Origin of the sequence: Chitinophaga flava (assembly GCF_003308995.1) — a bacterium.
Lineage (GTDB): Bacteria > Bacteroidota > Bacteroidia > Chitinophagales > Chitinophagaceae > Chitinophaga > Chitinophaga flava.
Map to the genome: position 1 here is coordinate 523889 of NZ_QFFJ01000002.1, position 16918 is coordinate 540806.

General features: G+C 46.8%; 16 protein-coding genes. 9 read left to right on the plus strand and 7 right to left on the minus strand.

Going from position 1 to position 16918, the window contains the following annotated elements; all coding sequences use genetic code 11:
• Positions 1 to 13 precede the first annotated feature (13 nt).
• The 7 genes from DF182_RS18510 to DF182_RS18540 all read left to right on the plus strand — a co-directional run bounded on the left by DF182_RS18510 (position 14) and on the right by DF182_RS18540 (position 9980).
• Complete coding sequence (locus DF182_RS18510; protein ID WP_113617316.1) at positions 14 to 358, plus strand: T9SS type A sorting domain-containing protein; 345 nt, start codon at positions 14 to 16, stop codon at positions 356 to 358.
• A 27-nt stretch (positions 359 to 385) separates the two neighbouring features.
• Complete coding sequence (locus DF182_RS18515; protein ID WP_113617317.1) at positions 386 to 4522, plus strand: PKD domain-containing protein; 4137 nt, start codon at positions 386 to 388, stop codon at positions 4520 to 4522.
• Between the two features lie 33 nt (positions 4523 to 4555).
• Positions 4556 to 5560, plus strand: coding sequence for a PorP/SprF family type IX secretion system membrane protein (locus DF182_RS18520; RefSeq protein WP_113617318.1), 1005 nt, complete (start codon positions 4556 to 4558; stop codon positions 5558 to 5560).
• A gap of 27 nt (positions 5561 to 5587) precedes the next feature.
• Entirely contained in the window at positions 5588 to 7579 is a 1992-nt protein-coding gene (locus DF182_RS18525; protein ID WP_113617319.1) for an OmpA family protein, read from the plus strand.
• Between the two features lie 34 nt (positions 7580 to 7613).
• A complete protein-coding gene (locus DF182_RS18530; protein WP_113617320.1) occupies positions 7614 to 8642 on the plus strand; it encodes a PorP/SprF family type IX secretion system membrane protein in 1029 nt (342 codons plus the stop codon).
• A 59-nt stretch (positions 8643 to 8701) separates the two neighbouring features.
• Positions 8702 to 9289, plus strand: coding sequence for a collagen-like protein (locus DF182_RS18535; protein ID WP_147243477.1), 588 nt, complete (start codon positions 8702 to 8704; stop codon positions 9287 to 9289).
• Positions 9290 to 9386: 97 nt separating this feature from the next.
• Positions 9387 to 9980, plus strand: a complete 594-nt coding sequence (locus DF182_RS18540) for an RNA polymerase sigma factor (RefSeq protein WP_113617322.1) — start codon at positions 9387 to 9389, stop codon at positions 9978 to 9980.
• On the opposite strand, the gene DF182_RS18545 is transcribed toward DF182_RS18540, so the two are convergent.
• Genes DF182_RS18545 through DF182_RS32345 form a run of 3 tightly spaced genes read right to left on the minus strand, consistent with a single transcriptional unit; the run spans position 9964 to position 11371 of the window.
• Positions 9964 to 10887, minus strand: a complete 924-nt coding sequence (locus tag DF182_RS18545; protein ID WP_113617323.1) for a Fic family protein — start codon at positions 10885 to 10887, stop codon at positions 9964 to 9966. The two genes, DF182_RS18540 and DF182_RS18545, sit on opposite strands and share 17 nt — an antisense overlap.
• A 58-nt stretch (positions 10888 to 10945) precedes the next feature.
• Entirely contained in the window at positions 10946 to 11185 is a 240-nt protein-coding gene (locus tag DF182_RS32135) for a hypothetical protein (protein WP_147243478.1), read from the minus strand.
• 36 nt (positions 11186 to 11221) lie between these two features.
• A complete protein-coding gene (locus DF182_RS32345) occupies positions 11222 to 11371 on the minus strand; it encodes a hypothetical protein (protein ID WP_153260008.1) in 150 nt (49 codons plus the stop codon).
• 664 nt (positions 11372 to 12035) lie between these two features.
• Here DF182_RS32345 and DF182_RS18555 point away from each other — a divergent pair.
• Positions 12036 to 14024 carry a YncE family protein gene (locus DF182_RS18555; protein ID WP_113617325.1) on the plus strand — a complete coding sequence of 663 codons (1989 nt, stop codon included), beginning with the start codon at positions 12036 to 12038 and terminating at the stop codon, positions 14022 to 14024.
• Here the strand turns inward: DF182_RS18555 and DF182_RS32140 are convergent.
• Genes DF182_RS32140 through DF182_RS18570 form a run of 4 tightly spaced genes read right to left on the minus strand, consistent with a single transcriptional unit; the run spans position 13979 to position 15855 of the window.
• On the minus strand, positions 13979 to 14164 hold the full coding sequence (locus tag DF182_RS32140) for a hypothetical protein (protein WP_147243479.1): 186 nt from the start codon (positions 14162 to 14164) through the stop codon (positions 13979 to 13981). The genes DF182_RS18555 and DF182_RS32140 overlap by 46 nt on opposite strands.
• A gap of 17 nt (positions 14165 to 14181) precedes the next feature.
• Positions 14182 to 14934, minus strand: coding sequence for an SOS response-associated peptidase (locus tag DF182_RS18560; RefSeq protein ID WP_113617326.1), 753 nt, complete (start codon positions 14932 to 14934; stop codon positions 14182 to 14184).
• A 3-nt stretch (positions 14935 to 14937) separates the two neighbouring features.
• Positions 14938 to 15420 carry a hypothetical protein gene (locus DF182_RS18565; protein WP_113617327.1) on the minus strand — a complete coding sequence of 161 codons (483 nt, stop codon included), beginning with the start codon at positions 15418 to 15420 and terminating at the stop codon, positions 14938 to 14940.
• 15 nt (positions 15421 to 15435) lie between these two features.
• The gene (locus tag DF182_RS18570; RefSeq protein WP_245957484.1) at positions 15436 to 15855 is read right to left on the minus strand and encodes a LexA family protein; all 420 of its coding nucleotides are present in this window, start codon (positions 15853 to 15855) and stop codon (positions 15436 to 15438) included.
• A gap of 439 nt (positions 15856 to 16294) precedes the next feature.
• Here DF182_RS18570 and DF182_RS18575 point away from each other — a divergent pair, with 439 nt between their 5' ends.
• Positions 16295 to 16813 carry an exonuclease domain-containing protein gene (locus tag DF182_RS18575; protein WP_113617328.1) on the plus strand — a complete coding sequence of 173 codons (519 nt, stop codon included), beginning with the start codon at positions 16295 to 16297 and terminating at the stop codon, positions 16811 to 16813.
• Positions 16814 to 16918: the final 105 nt, after the last annotated feature.

Consider the following 16918-nt stretch of genomic DNA (forward strand, 5'->3'; position numbering starts at 1 on the left):
TAAATGATCTGTGATGAAGAAGTATTTGCTTGCTTTCATAATAACAGCTGCGTTGCTGCATGGGCGTAAGGCCCATGCAGCAGCCTACAGCTGCCGCCAGGGAATAGACAGCCTCTTGAACAGTGCAAGGTCTATCGCCGCTTTCCCTAATCCGGTAACAGCTTCGCTGCATGTGCAATCCGTGAAAACGATGCGGGAGCTGGTGATTTATGCCCTGGACGGCAGGCAGGTAAGGAAGATACACACACCGGGCAAACATAACCTGGTGGAGGTATCCGGACTGGAACAAGGTCCTTATCTGCTGAAGGCCATATTTGAAGATGGGACAAGAACGTCAAAGATGATCATCAAACAATAATCATTTCATGATGAAAAATTGTACAAGATGTTAACCAAAATTATTAATCATCCTGTCGGCGCTACGCTACAGTGGTGTAAACTGGCCATATCTGTGTTAGTGTTGCAGTTCGTAGCCTTTAGTTTATACGCCCAGAATCTTTCCAACAAAGGGAAGGACTTCTGGGTAGGCTACGGACACCATCAGTTCATGGAACCCGGTAACTCCAACAGCCAGGAGATGATCCTTTACCTGAGTGCCGAACAGGCTGCTACCGTTACGGTAAGTATTACTGGCACGGCATGGACAAGGACCTATAACATCCCGGCCAATACGGTGATTGCATCCGACCTGATTCCCAAGGCCGGTGCCAGCGATGCCCGCTTATATTCTCCTCCACCTTCTTTCGGAGGTACCGGTGGAGAAGGCGTGTTCACCAATAGATCCATTCATATCCAGAGTAATGTGCCCATCGTAGCTTATGCACATATTTATGGCAGCGCCTCTTCCGGTGCTACCATGCTCATGCCGGAGGAAACATGGGGCTATTCCTATATCTCCGTTAACAGTCAGCAGAACTACGGCTCCGATTGTTTTAACTGGATGTTTGTCATCGCTAATCAGAATAATACTGTTGTTGAGATAACCCCTTCCGTATTGACCCGTAATGGCCGCCTGCCGGGTGTACCTTTTACTGTAACACTCAACCGCGGAGATATTTACCAGCTGGTAGGTGCTTCACTGGGTGGCTCTCTGGGCCGTCAGCTGACGGGGACTGTTGTCAAATCCATTGGTAACGCCAACGGACAATGTTTCCCGGTGGCTGTGTTTTCAGGCAGCAGCCGCACCTCCATCACCTGTAACGGTGCTTCTAGCAGTGGGGATAATGATATTCAGCAGGTATTTCCTTTCCAGGCCTGGGGAAAACGATATCTGACGGCGCCTTTTTCGGCTTCCAACAGCCCTTCCAGCCCTCAGAACGCTATTTTCAGAATCGTGGTGAAAGACCCGAATACAATAGTCGTGAAAAACGGGTTGACACTGGACAAAACAACACTGATCAACAACTCCTACTATGAATACCTCAGCGGCACCGCTGATTATATTGAAGCAGATAAGCCGGTGCTGGTAGCACAGTATATGCCGTCTTCCTTTGCCTGCGGTAATACGGATAACCTGGGAGATCCTGAGATGGTGTACCTGAGCCCATTGGAACAAGCTATTAAAAGAACCGGTTTTTACCGCAATACCCGCGAAAGTATTACGGTCAATTACCTCACCATGATCATTCCTACAGCGGGTACTACTTCTCTGAGAATCGATGGTGTTCAAAATAACTATGATCTTGCGTATCCCCATCCCCGTATGAATGGCTATTCAGTAGTGATAAAACGCTGGCCCGCTGCGCAGGCACAGTGTATCGTGACAAGCGACTCCGCTTTCATTGCCACTACCTACGGCCTGGGCTCTGTGGAAAGTTATGCCTATAACGCAGGAACGCTCATCAACAACCTCAACGCGGTGGGTTCTATTCACAACGAATACGATACTTCCAAAACAACCAATGATTTTACCTGTACACAAACACCGGTAGAACTATCTATCCTCATGGCTTATCAACCCACCAAAATGGTGTGGAAACTGAGCCTGCTGGGAGCCGCTATCACGCCCAATGCTGACGTGACAGTCAACAACCCGGTTTCTACCGGCACCGTAGTGATCAAGGGAATCACTTATTATAAATACACCCTGCCAGGGTCTTATAAGTTCACAACAGAGGGTGAACAGAACATCACTGTGATGTCTACTCATCCGTCTATTGAGAACTGTACCAATACAGAAAAAGTAGGTTATACGCTGACGGTGAAAACCAAACCCCGTGCTATTGCATCTTATACCTACACCGGCTGTACCCTCGACTCAGCGATTTTAAAAGGAGATAATAATCAACCTGATTATAAGATCGATCGCTGGAAATGGGAATTCCCCGGCCCCAAACTGGATAGCGGCATAGAAGTACATCATGCCTTCCCGGTAGGCCCGTCCAACGTAAAACTCACCGTTATCTCCAAAGACGGATGCGTGGGTGATACTGCCTTCCAGATAACTGCTGCTGCCAAACCGGTAGCCGCTTTCACCAGCGATGCCGCTGCTTTGTGTGAAGGTGCTGCTGTAAAATTAACGGACAACTCTACCTACGGTGGTACTGCTCCGCTAAAAGAATGGTATTGGAATTTTGGTAATGACTCAGTGTTGAATGCTATCACCAATGCTTCTCCATCTATGACCTACAATGGATTTAAAACCTATACCGTCAAACATGTAGTGAAAGTGAGTTCGCTGTGTGTGAGTGATACTGCTACACAAACCATCACGGTATATGCCAAACCTCATGCAGACTTTACCTTCCCCGGTAACTGTCTGCCGGTAAACGGTGTGGTGCAGTTTAATACTGCGGCCACTGTTCCTGATGCGCAGACCATCACAGGCCATAGCTGGGACTTTGGAGATGCCGGTGCTACGCCAGCCAATCCCAATACTTCGGTGCTGTCTGCTCCTACCCATGCTTATACCACCTTTGGTTCGTATAACATCAAATACCAGGTAACTACCGATAAGGGCTGTACGAAAGATACAACTATCACAGCCAGCTTCAAACTGAAACCACAGCTGGCTTATACTGCTGTCAACGGAGTTTGTGTTAATGTAAAAGGCACAATACCAGTGGCTAATGCCAGTGTGAAAAATGGTGTGACCGGTAAAGGGTATTATAAAGGCCCTGCTACCGATTCATCCGGTAATTTTACACCTGCTGTGGCTGGTGCGGGCACACATAAAATCTGGTATGTGTTTAATACCACTACCGGCTGTTCCGACTCCATCGCTACAGATATCACCGTATATCCCAAGCCGACAGCTGCTTTCGCCGCAACGCCCAACCTTTGCCTCGGACAGCCTGCCGCCATCACCGACCAGTCTGGCATCACCACCGGTACTATCACCACCTGGAAATGGGACGATGGTAACGGACATCAGACAGTCGCCACTAATAACAATCCTTTTAATATCAACTATGCCGCTGATGGCAACTACCGTGTGAAACTGGTGACTGTCAGCGATCAGCAATGTACCAGCGATACCGCTGCTGTAACAGTGGCCGTACATCCGTTACCGATAGTGGTCTTCCAGTTGCCTGCTTCTGTTTGTATGCCAGAAGGCAGTGCCACTTTCACCAACCTGACTACTATCAAAGATAACTCTGCCCTTTCCTGGCAGTGGGACTTTGGTGATGGCAGTGCAAAATCAGCATTAAAAGATCCTTTGCATAACTACACCGCTTATGGTCCGTTCGATATCACGCTGACAGCCACTTCTGCCTTTGGTTGTACCGATTCGAAGATCACACGCCTGGAAACTTTCTTCGGACAACCGGTAGCATCCTTTAAAGTGACACCTGATACTTTATGTCAGGGTACTGATAATAGTTTCACTGATCAGAGCACCGATGCCCGTAGTAACATTACCAAATGGCAATGGTCTTTTGGTGATGGTACAACATCCACCGCACAAAATCCGGTGAAGAAATATACCAGCCCCGGTGAATACGGCGTACAGCTGAAAGTGGTGAATGCTGCCGGTTGTACATCAGCACCCTTCGATAGTAAGGTGGTGGTGTATCTGCAACCAGTAATTGATGCAGGCCAGTCGTTTGTGGTGCCACAGGGAACCGTGATTACTTTCAGGCCTACGGCCAATGATTCCGTCAACCTGAAGTTCCGCTGGGAACCTGCAGCCGACTTCCCGAACCCAACGCTGCTTTCACCAGTGATCCCTGCTATGCACGACCAGGTATATACGCTGACTGCTATCGGTAAAAACAACTGTACCGCCAGCGACAAGATGTCTGTAAAAGTGCTGAAGCCAGTAGTGCCACCAAATGCCTTTTCACCTAATGGCGATAATATCAACGATAAATGGGTGATCTACAACCTGAGTGATTATCCCGGTAGTAAAGTGGAAGTCTTCAACCGCTATGGCCAGCGTGTGTATCATTCAGACGGTTATGCACTGCCATGGGATGGTAGCTTCAAAGGAAATCCGCTGCCGTTGGGAACATACTACTATGTCATCACCCTGAGCAATGGATTTGCGCCACTCACAGGTTATGTCGCTATCATCAAATAATGAACATCATTCACATAAAACACCGACAGCAAAATGAGAACTAAAATTGCAACATGGCTCATGTCAGTGACAGCCTTCTTCGCCTGCTCAAAGGCGATGGCACAGGCTGACCCGCACTTCTCTCAGTATTATACTTATCCGTCCTGGCTCAATCCTGCACTGACAGGCGCATTCGACGGTGATTACCGGGTAGCGGCCATCTATCGTACACAGTGGGGTAATATCAGCCCCTTCAAAACATACGGTGTCACAGCAGAACTGCCTACCAACAGAAATATCAACCTCGGCGCCAGTGTGCTCAACCAGGCTGCCGGTGACGGTGGATATAACTATACTACCGGTTACGTAAATGCTGCCTATACCGGCGTAAAGCTGGACGCAGCGCATTATCATCAACTCAACTTCGGTCTGCAGCTGGGTTTTATACAGCGCCGCTTTGATCCTTCCAAGCTCACCTTCGGGGAGCAATGGAATCCGGTGACCGGCTACAACCCTGGTAATCCGGTAACGGATATGCTCACACGTACTTCATCGATTTCATTCGATGCTGGTGCCGGAGCCTTGTATTATGACGCCACCCCCGGAAAAAAATACAATATCTATGGCGGTTTTTCCGTGATGCACCTTACTCGTCCGCAGGACCAGTTCAGTGCTGCCGGTGATGCCCGCTTCCCGATGCGTTTTAATGTGCATGGCGGCGTGAAACTAACGTTGTCGGATATACTGAGTGTTACACCCAATTTCCTGTTTATGCAACAAGGGCCGGCACAGGAGAAAATGATTGGCGCTTATGGTCAGCTGACAGCCGCGCCAGGTACCGATTTTCTGCTGGGTCTGAATTATCGTGTTAAAGACGCTTTTACCACACATGCCGGGTTTATCTATAAAACCATGATGCTGGGCGTCAGCTACGATATCAATACTTCTGATCTGAACAAGATGGCCCGTGGCTCCAATAGCTTCGAAGTATCTATCACCTTCATCGGACGCAGGAAAGTGAGAACACCGGAAGTGGAATTTGTATGTCCCCGTTTGTAATCAATTTTTAAAAGTAACAGGCATCTCATGAAAAAAATATTCGTTACCGCTTCCATGGTGCTGGCAGGATTAGTGTCGTATGGACAATTTACCTATGATTACCTGAAAGCTGCCGATCAATACTATAAAAAGGAAGATTATAACTCTGCTGTGCAGTATTATGAAAAATACCTCGGTACCAAAAACAAAGCGTTCCGGCGTGATTCCTACAAGCCTTACGCCGCTGTAACTGCGAGCAGAAAAACAGCTGCTCCGGTAAGCAGTGAGCAGCAGGCTGTATATAAGTTGGCAGAGAGCTATCGTAATCTGCACAACTACGGAAAGGCGGCGCCTTATTATGAAACCGTGATGGAGGCTGATAAAAACAGTTTCCCGCTGGCAGGCTATTACTATGCTGTTTCCCTGCGGGCATTAGGTAAATATGAAGACGCAGAAAAAGCCTTCCGGAATTTCCTGAATGGTTATGGCTCCAAAGATGGCTATAGTACAGCGGCTGCCCGTGAAGTGGATAATCTGTCCTTTATCAACGGGCAGCTGAAAAGAAATGATTTATCCAAATATGAAGTCCGCAAAGCACCGGCAGCGCTGAATACCACCGGCGCCAGTTATGCGCCCTGCTGGACAGCTGATGGAGCATTATTGTTCACTTCCACCCGTCCTGATCCGGATAGAAATAAAGGTTATATCAACCGTGTTTATACCGCAGATTATGCCAACGGCCAGGCGTCCAATATCAGGCTGCTGACATTATCACAGCCGGAGTTGCTGCACCAGGGAGCTGTCAGCCTCACACCGGATGGACAGCAGCTGTTCCTCACCCGCTGGCATATTGATCATGGCAAAAAAATCACTTCCATCTGGACCTCCCGAAAAAACGGTAACAGCTGGAGTGAGCCGGTGCAGCTGGATGCCACCATCAATGTGCCCGGCAGCAACACCCAGCAGCCTTTTGTATTGCCTGATGGCAAACACCTGTTATACGCCAGCGACAGGCCCGGCGGACAGGGCGGCTTCGACCTGTGGTGTGCAGTACTTGATGAGACAGGCAAACCCATAAGTACTTCCAACCTTGGAACAGTGATCAATACCGCCGAAAACGAGCAGGCGCCTTATTATCATGCCGCTACCCGCACCCTCGTATTTTCTACTGACGGCAGAACAGGGATGGGCGGTTATGATTTCTTCAGCAGCAAAGGAGAGCCAGGCAACTTCCAAACGCCCGTCAATATGGGATATCCTGTCAACTCTGTAAAAGACGATATCTATTTCGCGAGCCGCAGCAACAACCGCAATCTGCTGGATGATGTGCTGCTGGGAACCGACAGAGCCGCCGAATGTTGCCTGGAGCTGTTTTTTCTGCATAAAGACAGGCCAGCACGACAGCTTAGCGGGATAGTAGTAGCCTGCAATAGCAATACACCGGTAGCCGGTGCGGAAGTGCGTATCATCGATACAGTCCGCCACACGGTGGTCACCACCCGCAATACCGCTGCTGACGGTAGTTACGCTTTCACCATGGATGAATATCAGCCGCTGGTGGCCGTGGCTAACGCAGATGGTTATACGTCTTCCTCCCAACGGATAGATGTGCCGGCAGATGAAGATGCGGAAGCCATTACCGCACCGCTATTATGCCTTACGCCGATAGTACCACCGCCTTCGCCGGTAACCCTTGAAGATGTGTACTATGACTATGATAAGTCTACTCTCAAACCGGAATCTTTCACTGCACTGGACAAACTGGTAGCCCTGCTGAATGAAAATCCTTCTATGGAGATAGAGTTGAGTGCCCATACCGACAGTATCGGTACCAAACGTTACAACCAGCGCCTGTCGGAAGCCCGTGCTAAAAGCTGCGCAGACTATCTGATAGAAAAAGGAATAGACCGCAACCGCCTTACCTACAAAGGTTATGGTGCTTCTATGCCGATAGCGCCCAACTCCCTGCCGGATGGCACAGACAACCCGGAAGGCAGACAGAAGAACAGAAGGACCACTTTCACTGTGCTGAAGAAATAACGGAGCATATGTTTTTAACCTAAAACATTGAGTCATGAAAAAGTTTGTGTTAACTGGTTTGATGGGATTGATAACGATGTGTGTACAGGCCCAGCAACAGCCGCATTACACACAGTATATTATGAATCCTTTCATCATCAATCCTGCGGTAGCAGGAATAGAAAATTACTGGGACCTGCGTCTGAGCCATCGTCATCAGTGGGCCGGGCTGAATGGTTCGCCGGTAACCACTTATTTCACGGTGCATGGACCATTACGCAAATCGGACTATAGTACATCATCACCTACCGGCTTCGATATACAGGGGGAGAATCCCCGGGGAAAGGCTTACTGGCGGGATTATACAACACCGCCGCCACATCCCGGTGCAGGGCTCACCATCCTGAACGACAAAGCGGGGCCACTCAATCGTTTTTCCATCAGCGCTGCGTATGCCCATCATATCAACCTGTCGCCCCGTACCAGCCTGAGTGCCGGGCTGTCATTGGGTATGCAGCAGGTGAGCCTGGATGCCAGCAAGGTGGGTTTTTTGGACCCAAACGATCCGGCTATCAATGGTACCGGTATCCTGAACCGCTGGCGCCCGGATATAGGGGCGGGGTTGTGGTTGTACTCAGCAGACTATTTCGCTGGCATCTCCGCACAGAATATTATCCCGCAAAACATCGGATACGATAACGGAAAGCTGGTAGGCGACAGCCTCTATCGGGGCAAACTGGTGCCACACCTGTTTTTCACCACAGGCTATCGTTTATGGATAAACGATGATATCAATATACTGCCGTCGGTGATGATCAAGTTCATTACCGCTATGCCGATGAGTGTAGATGTAAATGCCCGTGCGATGTTCAGGGACCGTTTCTGGATGGGAGCTTCCTACCGCCTGCATGATGGTGTGGCGGCCATGTTCGGGGTGAATATCAATTCCACTTTTAACATCGGTTACTCCTACGACTATACGGCTTCTTCGCTGAATACCGTCAGTAAAGGATCTCATGAGATTATGATAGGGTTCCTGCTGGGCAACAAATATGGTGATACCTGTCCGAGAAACGTCTGGTAAAAATTGCATCCAACAAATAAATATCAATCAAAATAAACACTTAAATCCAAATTGTAATTATGAAACAAGTATTGCGTTGCATGCCCTATGCACTGGTTCTCTCTGTAGTTGTATTTTTTGCTGCCTGCTCCAAAGACGGAGCACAAGGACCTGCTGGTCCTGCCGGAACTGCCGGTACTAAAGGATCTCAGGGTCCTAAAGGGGATTCCGGTTTACCCGGTTCTGCCAATGTGATTTATTCTGGTTGGTTGGATGTTCAGTTTCAGGGAATTCAAACGGCTCCCAATTCTACTGGTGGTGTAGACACCGTTCTTTATGGCGCCGTGATCTCAACGCCTAAAGTTGATTCTATCCTGCTGGGTAATGCATTGGTGAACGTGTATATCAATCTGGGTACAGCATTACAGCCCAGGATTGTATTGTTGCCTTATACCGATGAAGGTGGTGTTATCATCCGTTATGTAGCGGCTAATAAAGCTATTACAGTGGTATCTAACGCCAACCCAGGTACAAGAACTACTGCCAACGGTAAAGTTTACCAATACAGATACGTTGTAGTGCCTGGTGGTATTGCTGCCCGCTCTGCCAGCACTTTCGACTGGAAAAATTATGGTCAGGTGAAGGAATCCCTGCACCTGGAAGATTAGGTTAATTACTCATAGCCTCCAGCATAGAAATAATGGTCTCCCTTTCAAGGGAGACCGTATACTGAAGCTTTTATTTTTTAACGATTGAAACCTGTGTATGAACAAGTATCAAGATTTTACCGACCATGAACTGATCCGTATGTATATCGCCGGTAATAACCAGGCTTTTACAACCCTTGTGCACCGTCACAAAAGCAGATTATATACCACCATTGTACTCCTGGTCCGCAACCGCGATCTGGCCGAAGATATTTTTCAGGAAGTATTTATCAAGATAGTCAATGCCCTGCATAGTGGACAATATTCAGACAATAACCGGTTTCTGGCCTGGGCGGTACGGATAGCCCACAACTGCTGCATCAGCCATTTCCGTAAGGTTAACTCCTGGTCTAAGACCGTAGTGGCCGGCTACAACGATGAAATGGGCGATAGCCTTGACTATATGGAACACAGCATTGAACATCATCTGATTGCTCACGAAACCAGTCAGGAAATCAATGCCATGCTGGACCAGCTGCCAACCGTACAGCGGGAAGCAGTCGTATTACGCTACTACGCAGACTTGAGTTATAAAGAGATGGCACAGACAGTAGGCATCAGTATCAATACCGCATTGGGAAGGGTAAGGTATGCATTGATGAATTTGCGGAAACAGATGTTGGTGGAAGGGGAAGTTAGTTCAGGTTATTGATAAGGTTAACAACCACTTTGATCATCATTTCTTTTTCATCCGCCTTACTTTCTGCAATCATCAATGTCAGCGCTACGAGAGCATTGTCTGCGATACGTTTGGACCCATCTATCCGGTACAACAAATTATTTTTATCAATAAACCACACGAAGAGAAAAGCAGCGATACGTTTGTTACCATCGGAGAATGAGTGGTTTTTAACCACAAAATATAACAAGTGCGCTGCTTTTTCCTCAATACTGGGATATAACTCTCTACCATCAAAGGTTTGATAAATTACCGCCAGTGAACTGCGGAAAGAATCGTCTTTTTCATTACCAAACAGGGTGCTGCCGCCAAATTTGTCCTTTAATCCGTGAATGGCATTCATGGCAACCGTATAGCTGATCTGGAAAAGTGTATCTGAGGTAGTGCCCTGTATGGTTAACTGTTGATGATCATATTTGTCCAGTATGTCTAATGCGTAGGCGTAATCGGAAAGCACTTTTAACAGTCCGGTTGCTTCGTCTGTATTGACTGATCCGGTGTTCGTGGCCAGCCTTTGATGCTCGGTTGAAGTCCCGCCATTGCTAAGACTGTCTTTTATGATCTTGTTGATCCAGGAGCGGAATTGTAAGCTCCGTGGAGATTTCACCAGATAGCTGGTGGATATTACCACATCGATGGCATAAAATGTAGCACCCTCATCGGATGTGCGAATGGTTGTATGGATATCAAGTTCGCTTTCTTCATAAATGTTATTTATGAGAGATGCGATATGCGCTGGTGATTCCCCGAATAATGCTGCTATCTGAGGCTGTGTAAACCAAATGGTATTGTCTGCAGACTGAACATTGATAAAGGTTTGTTCTTCCTGATGCTGATAGGAGAAGATTTTTTCTGTGTTTTCGGCTATAAGTTGAAACATGAGTAGATAATTGATTGTTTTTCGGGTTAAGCTGTAAAAGTAGTTAATGTCAGATTATTTAGTTTAGGTGGGTTTCATTTTCATTGGTTTTCCTGCTTTTTCCCCAGGCATAACCGCCTCCCAAACTGATAATGGCAGTAGTTACTATTTCCAGGATACGCATCGCTATCTCTTGTTTGCCCATGTATACGCAATAGAGGAATACACCGGCTACGATTACGAGGATGATTATAAGAGATATGGCAAACAGCAGTCGGCTTCGGAATATATGCTTAGGAGCAGACCTCAGATATTCCACTTGTAAACGCAGGTTCTCTTTTGAGAGATCATATTCCTATTGTAGCTTTTGTGTTTGTAACATCATTTCATCCTGTCTTAGCTTTAATTCTTCTTTTTGCGTATCCAGAAAGCTTATCAGGGTGGCTTCAGTAAATAATTGGTCCTGCTTGTGACTATTTACCCGTTGAGAAGTATTTTCCGTCATAAATTGAAGATTTAAGTTTTACCTTAACGTATCCTGATACTGATCCGCTACCCAATTTGGGTGGAATAAACTGTGCTGACAGAATTGTTCCCCGGGCTTCTTCAAAAAGCTTTACATAGGCAGCCGGAGACAGGAGTATTTCTTCGTGGAGTTTAATTTGGTTGGAAATATTCGGGATCATCGTTTTTAATTTTCACATGATTGTTAATACTGCAATATCTCTTATCGTTTTCAGGCTTTTATCCGGACCATATACTCCCAGATAGAGTACCTCTTTCATCTGTAATTTCTTTCATTATTTCCACCCTTTTGTTAATATCATGTAAATGATTGAAATCCGATCAAACTGAATCTCATAAAGACAATTAGCCGCTATCTGATTTGTAAAAAAAACTGTCACCTCCATCCCAAAGTAGACAACTATCATCCTCATATCAAACTGTTGCAGAGGGTTTTTTCAGATATTACACTTTACGTGTATATACGCAATCAGAAATTGCGCAAATGCTTAACATTTTTATTCGTTTCTGATTCCGTAATTTCGTTCCGCAGTTTCCGGAAAACAGCACCTGTTTTATTCACCTACAATTCCCCAAAACTAAAGGTACACCTGTGCTCAGGTGTGTCTTATGCAGAATTTCATTTCAATTTAAAACCCCATGTCATGAAAATGTTAGCAGCTAATCTTGCTGGCGCTATTGGTTCGCGCTACCTGAAAAACAAGAACCAACTCATCTTTGTGGAATACGACGGCTTCATCTCTACCATTGACCTCGCTCCCGTTTCAGCAACCATTATTTCCCAGGGTACTACCGATATCAAAGGTACCTGGCTGTTTGATTGCGAAACCGGTACCAACGTTAGTGCAGGTACCACAGCTGATATCTGGTGGGAACAGATAGACACGGTAAAAAGGCTGATGGTGCCACAAGGCAATGCACAGATCATCAATCTGGGCATAGTAGATTTTAATCAGATCACACCGGCCGCCTTACAGGCCTATAACTACTCCAATACAGCTATTGTTGGTAACAATGACGCTTCCAATAAACTGGTCAATGGAGATGTCTTTTGTGTACGTACCCGGGAAGGCAATTATTGTAAACTGATGGTAGTAGCGTATGACTACAACCTCAAAGTACAATGGGTGACCTACAAACTAACCCCAACGTATAAACGTATCGGCAGCGGTTATACTAATCCGGAAGATATTGCCGTGATGGCCAATGAACAAATCGCCTTTGTTTCCGAACGCAGCGGCGATATTATGAAAGTAAATCTTGCCAGCGCCAACCGTGCTGCCGCTACGGTAGTATGCTCCGGATTAACCGCCCCGCAACAGTTGTGGCTGGACGAAGCACACATGACGGCTTATGTGGTGGAATATGCCAATCCGGGCAACCTGTTCCGCATAGACCTCACTACCGGCACTAAAACAGCGCTCTATAGCGGACTTAACTTCCCCGTGGGCCTCACCCTGTCTTCAGACCTGTCTTTTGCATATGTAACAGAACAGGGCCTTTCCGGCATCAGCCGTATTGAACTGAGCACCGGTATCAAAATACTGATCGCAGGCGGATTGACTGCTCCGTTTTTCCTCACCTGGACAGACAGCACCGAAAGCCGGCTGCTGGTGGCAGAACGGGATCCGGCCAACCGCATCTCCAGCGTGGATGTTACCAAAACATCCAATAATGTCAACCTGTTTATCGGTAACACCGCTTCCCGCCCTTCCAGTATTGTGGCCACACAGCCCGGCAGCTATTGTGTATGCTGCAATAGCGAAGTAGATCAGTATGCACTTATGGCCAGTACAGGCACCGGATGGTACAAGGGAATCGGTTTTGTGCCCTGGAACCTCATTACAGCCTTAGGAAAGGCCGATACAACCACGCAGCCGGCCTATCCCTTCCAGTTCCCGAAAGACTCGCCTTTTGGTGGCACCCTGCCGGTGAATATCGATCATTACAATGCCTGGGGCAGTGGCATCAAATATTACAAGGTGCTGATAGATGGCAGCCCTCGTTTCGAATCCTGGAACGACTTACGCCTGAACACCACCAACGGACATTATGATATCATCGAATTACAAAAGCCAGATATCAACGGGTTCTATAGTGTACACAACCCGGCTGCTATGTATTATAATTCAGACCTGGGCTGCCTGCTCGAGAGTACTACAGTGTCCAACGGACAGCATACGCTCTTAGTGGAGTTCTACGACGCAGCGCATGTACAGGTGTCTTCCATGAGCAATACGTTGCTGATCAATAATGAGAAGTGTGTGGCCAGCCTCGATGTCCCCTTGCTGAATACACATCCGGCTAACGGTTGCGGCTATCTGAAATATATCAATGCAACAGACCAGGTAACACTGCGCTGGTCTGCAGCTCATCCGCAGGGCTTTGCTACCTGGTCTTTTAATATTATAAAAGGACTGAATGGTGGTGTATATGCTGATTCAGGTGCTTTATTTCCCGCTCCGGTGCATGGACAGGATCTGATAAAGAATGTGTCTGACCTGCTGAATAACTGTCCGGGTGTAGCAGCATTTGCAGAATCCCTGTATGTGGCCTCCACTGTTATTAACGGCCATAGTCGTCAAAGTCAGCTGGATGCTGAATCATCTATCGCCTTCTGCCTGGCGCCCTGAGAAAACAATGGGTTAGTAGCCCGGTTATAAATGTTGTCCTTGTATTCCCGGTACCGGTCTCTTACTCCGGCAGCTACCCATGCCTGTTGAAGAGTAGCAGGGCCGGGGATACGCAGGACTGCCGGTATGAAGTTGCTCACCGGCAGTAGTTTTTTTGTTACAGACTGAGTTCAGGTAACCCTTCATATACAGCTCTGGCGATCACGGTTTCATCATCCGGCTTTACTTTCCGGACAGAATTGACCGGCCAGTATTCCAGCTGTTCTGCCGGATATTCATATTGTATGATATTACGTATATCCGTTTCAGTTATATCCTTCTCTATCCATTGCAGGGCCAGTTCATTCGGCAGCATCAGCGGCATTCTGCCGGCATTGTCGCCTCCGTTGTGTATCTGACGCATCAGGGGATTGGCGGCGCGTGTCAGCAGGGTGAACGTAGGGATACGTTCCGGTTTGTCCACATCCCAGGAGTTGGAGTAAGCCCATAAGCCCGCAATAAGAAAAACCTCCTGTTCTTTGGAATGGATATAGTAGGCTACTTTATTTTTCCATTCAGGTATCTGCCGGTATTCGAAGAAGCCGGTCACCGGTATCAGACAACGCTGATGCCGGATGGCATTCCACATCGTCCCGCTCTCCAGCACTTTTTCACTGCGTGCATTGAGATACATCTGCCGCTGTCTTTTTACTTTTTCAAGCGTGTCCAGCAGTTTGGGAACAGGCCCCCAGGTGTATTTGTCCACTTTCAGACCGTTGTTGTTAACAATCACCGGCCATTGTGGAAAAGACATGCCTATTTTATGATAGGTGGTGTCGAAGTTCAGGTCCAGATTACCTGCTGTTTTTAGCAGGGGGACCGACTTTAGTATCCGTTGCAGGTTGGCATTAAGGGCGATATCGTAACACATGTTTTAACTTTCGATTGCGGGTAAAGGTACTTTTAATTCTTCATGCTGATATCGCAGCGAAATATATAAATCCCCATAATGCAGACATAGTGTGGCATTGGTTTTTTCGGGCGGCCATTGGGTATGGCGGCTGATATACTGTCGTACAACAGGCGCCAGTTGTGCATCCGGTGTTTGTTTGTCGCCGGCGATCAATGCAACGTAAATTTTATACCCTGTAGGCTGCGAAGCTGCAGTGTACAGCTTCTCCACTTCCTCCGGATGGAACGACTGATAAATATATTTCCGCCGGTCAAACCGTATATGCTGAAAATGTGCATTGGCAGCGCCGATATCCTTATATGGTGTGATCAGCAATACTTCTTTTATATGTGCATCGGAAGGTGATTCGCCGGCAGGATAAGACTGGCGTACAAAAATAGTAAACCCTTCCCGCAACAGCGCCGATACCAGCGCAGCTGATAATAATACTAACGGATTGTGCATAACATTGTCGTTTCTCTATTTACGCATGTCTACAATCACAGCGGTGATGACACCCCATACCTGAAAGTCAGCCTCTTCCGTTATAACAATCGGTTTGTAAAAAGGGTTCTCCGGATGCAATACCCAATTACGACCCGCTTTTACCAACCGTTTGATGGTAAACTCCCCATTGAGCACCGCCACAATAATATCCCCGGTGGATGGACGAATAGAGCGGTCTACCACCGCCAGGCAACCATCCGGAATATGGGCTTCGGTCATACTGTCGCCCTTAACCCGGATGATAAATGACTGGTGGGGATTAGGTTGTAAAATGCGGGAGAGATCAATCTCTTCCGGCTCATAATCCAACGCAGGTGAGGGAAGGCCCGCAGGTATAGTCGTGTCAAAGAATGGCAGGGTCATATTCAGCTCACTCAACTTCAATGCTTCCATACTACTATCGCTTTTAATATTTGCTAATATTATTAGCAAAATAAAGCTAAATAATTTAGTTTGAAAAATCCATTAACAGATCATTTACAAAAGAAGGAAAACCGCGGCAGCAGCTGCTATCGCTTAACTTACAGCAAATCAGCAAAATGACCGTTTTGACTGCTAAAACAGGCGCATGAATATTTTTGAGCCACTGAACAGTTATCGCAGCCCGCTGCGGTGGAATTTCCGGGGAACATAACAGCAATAAATTATTTTATGTAATTTGCTATGCAGATGTTAATACTTGATAATATTACTGTTTAAAGTCTCCATATCAGACATCAGCCGCGAAGATCCCCATCCACAGCTGGAAACCAATCAACATGGCACAGTATAACCTGGCTTTATCTGTAAATAACATTGTTTAATGACCTTTAAGAAACTTAAAAACTAACCTATGGCTTACATAATGGTAGACGTAGAATCCGATGGGCCTATTCCCGGCGATTATTCCATGATTTCTTTTGGCGCCGTACTAGTCAATGAATCACTCAACACCTCTTTTTATGGGCAACTGAAGCCCGTTTCTGAACAATATATCCCTGAAGCGCTGGCCGTATCAGGTTTTACCAGAGAAGAGACCCTGCAGTTTGATGAGCCACAAAAGGTGATGCAGGATTTTGCTGCCTGGTTAAAAGAAAACTGTAAAGACCGCCCTGTATTTATCAGCGATAATAACGGGTTCGACTGGATGTTCATTTGCTGGTACTTTCATCATTTTACCGGCGCCAATCCTTTTGGTCACAGCTCCCAGAATCTGGGCAGCCTTTATAAAGGAATCGTGAAAGATACTTTTCAGAATTTTAAACATCTGCGTAAAACCAAACACACGCATCATCCTGTGGATGACGCCACAGGCAACGCAGAAGCGCTGCTCACACTCAAAAAGGAATATGGCCTGAAAATTAAATGGTGATTAACAAAAAAATAAGTTTGATTTCCCGATTTACTTATTATTTTTGTCCCGACATTATGATTATCAACATACATATCCATCATCACCATCATTCTTACCGAGCAG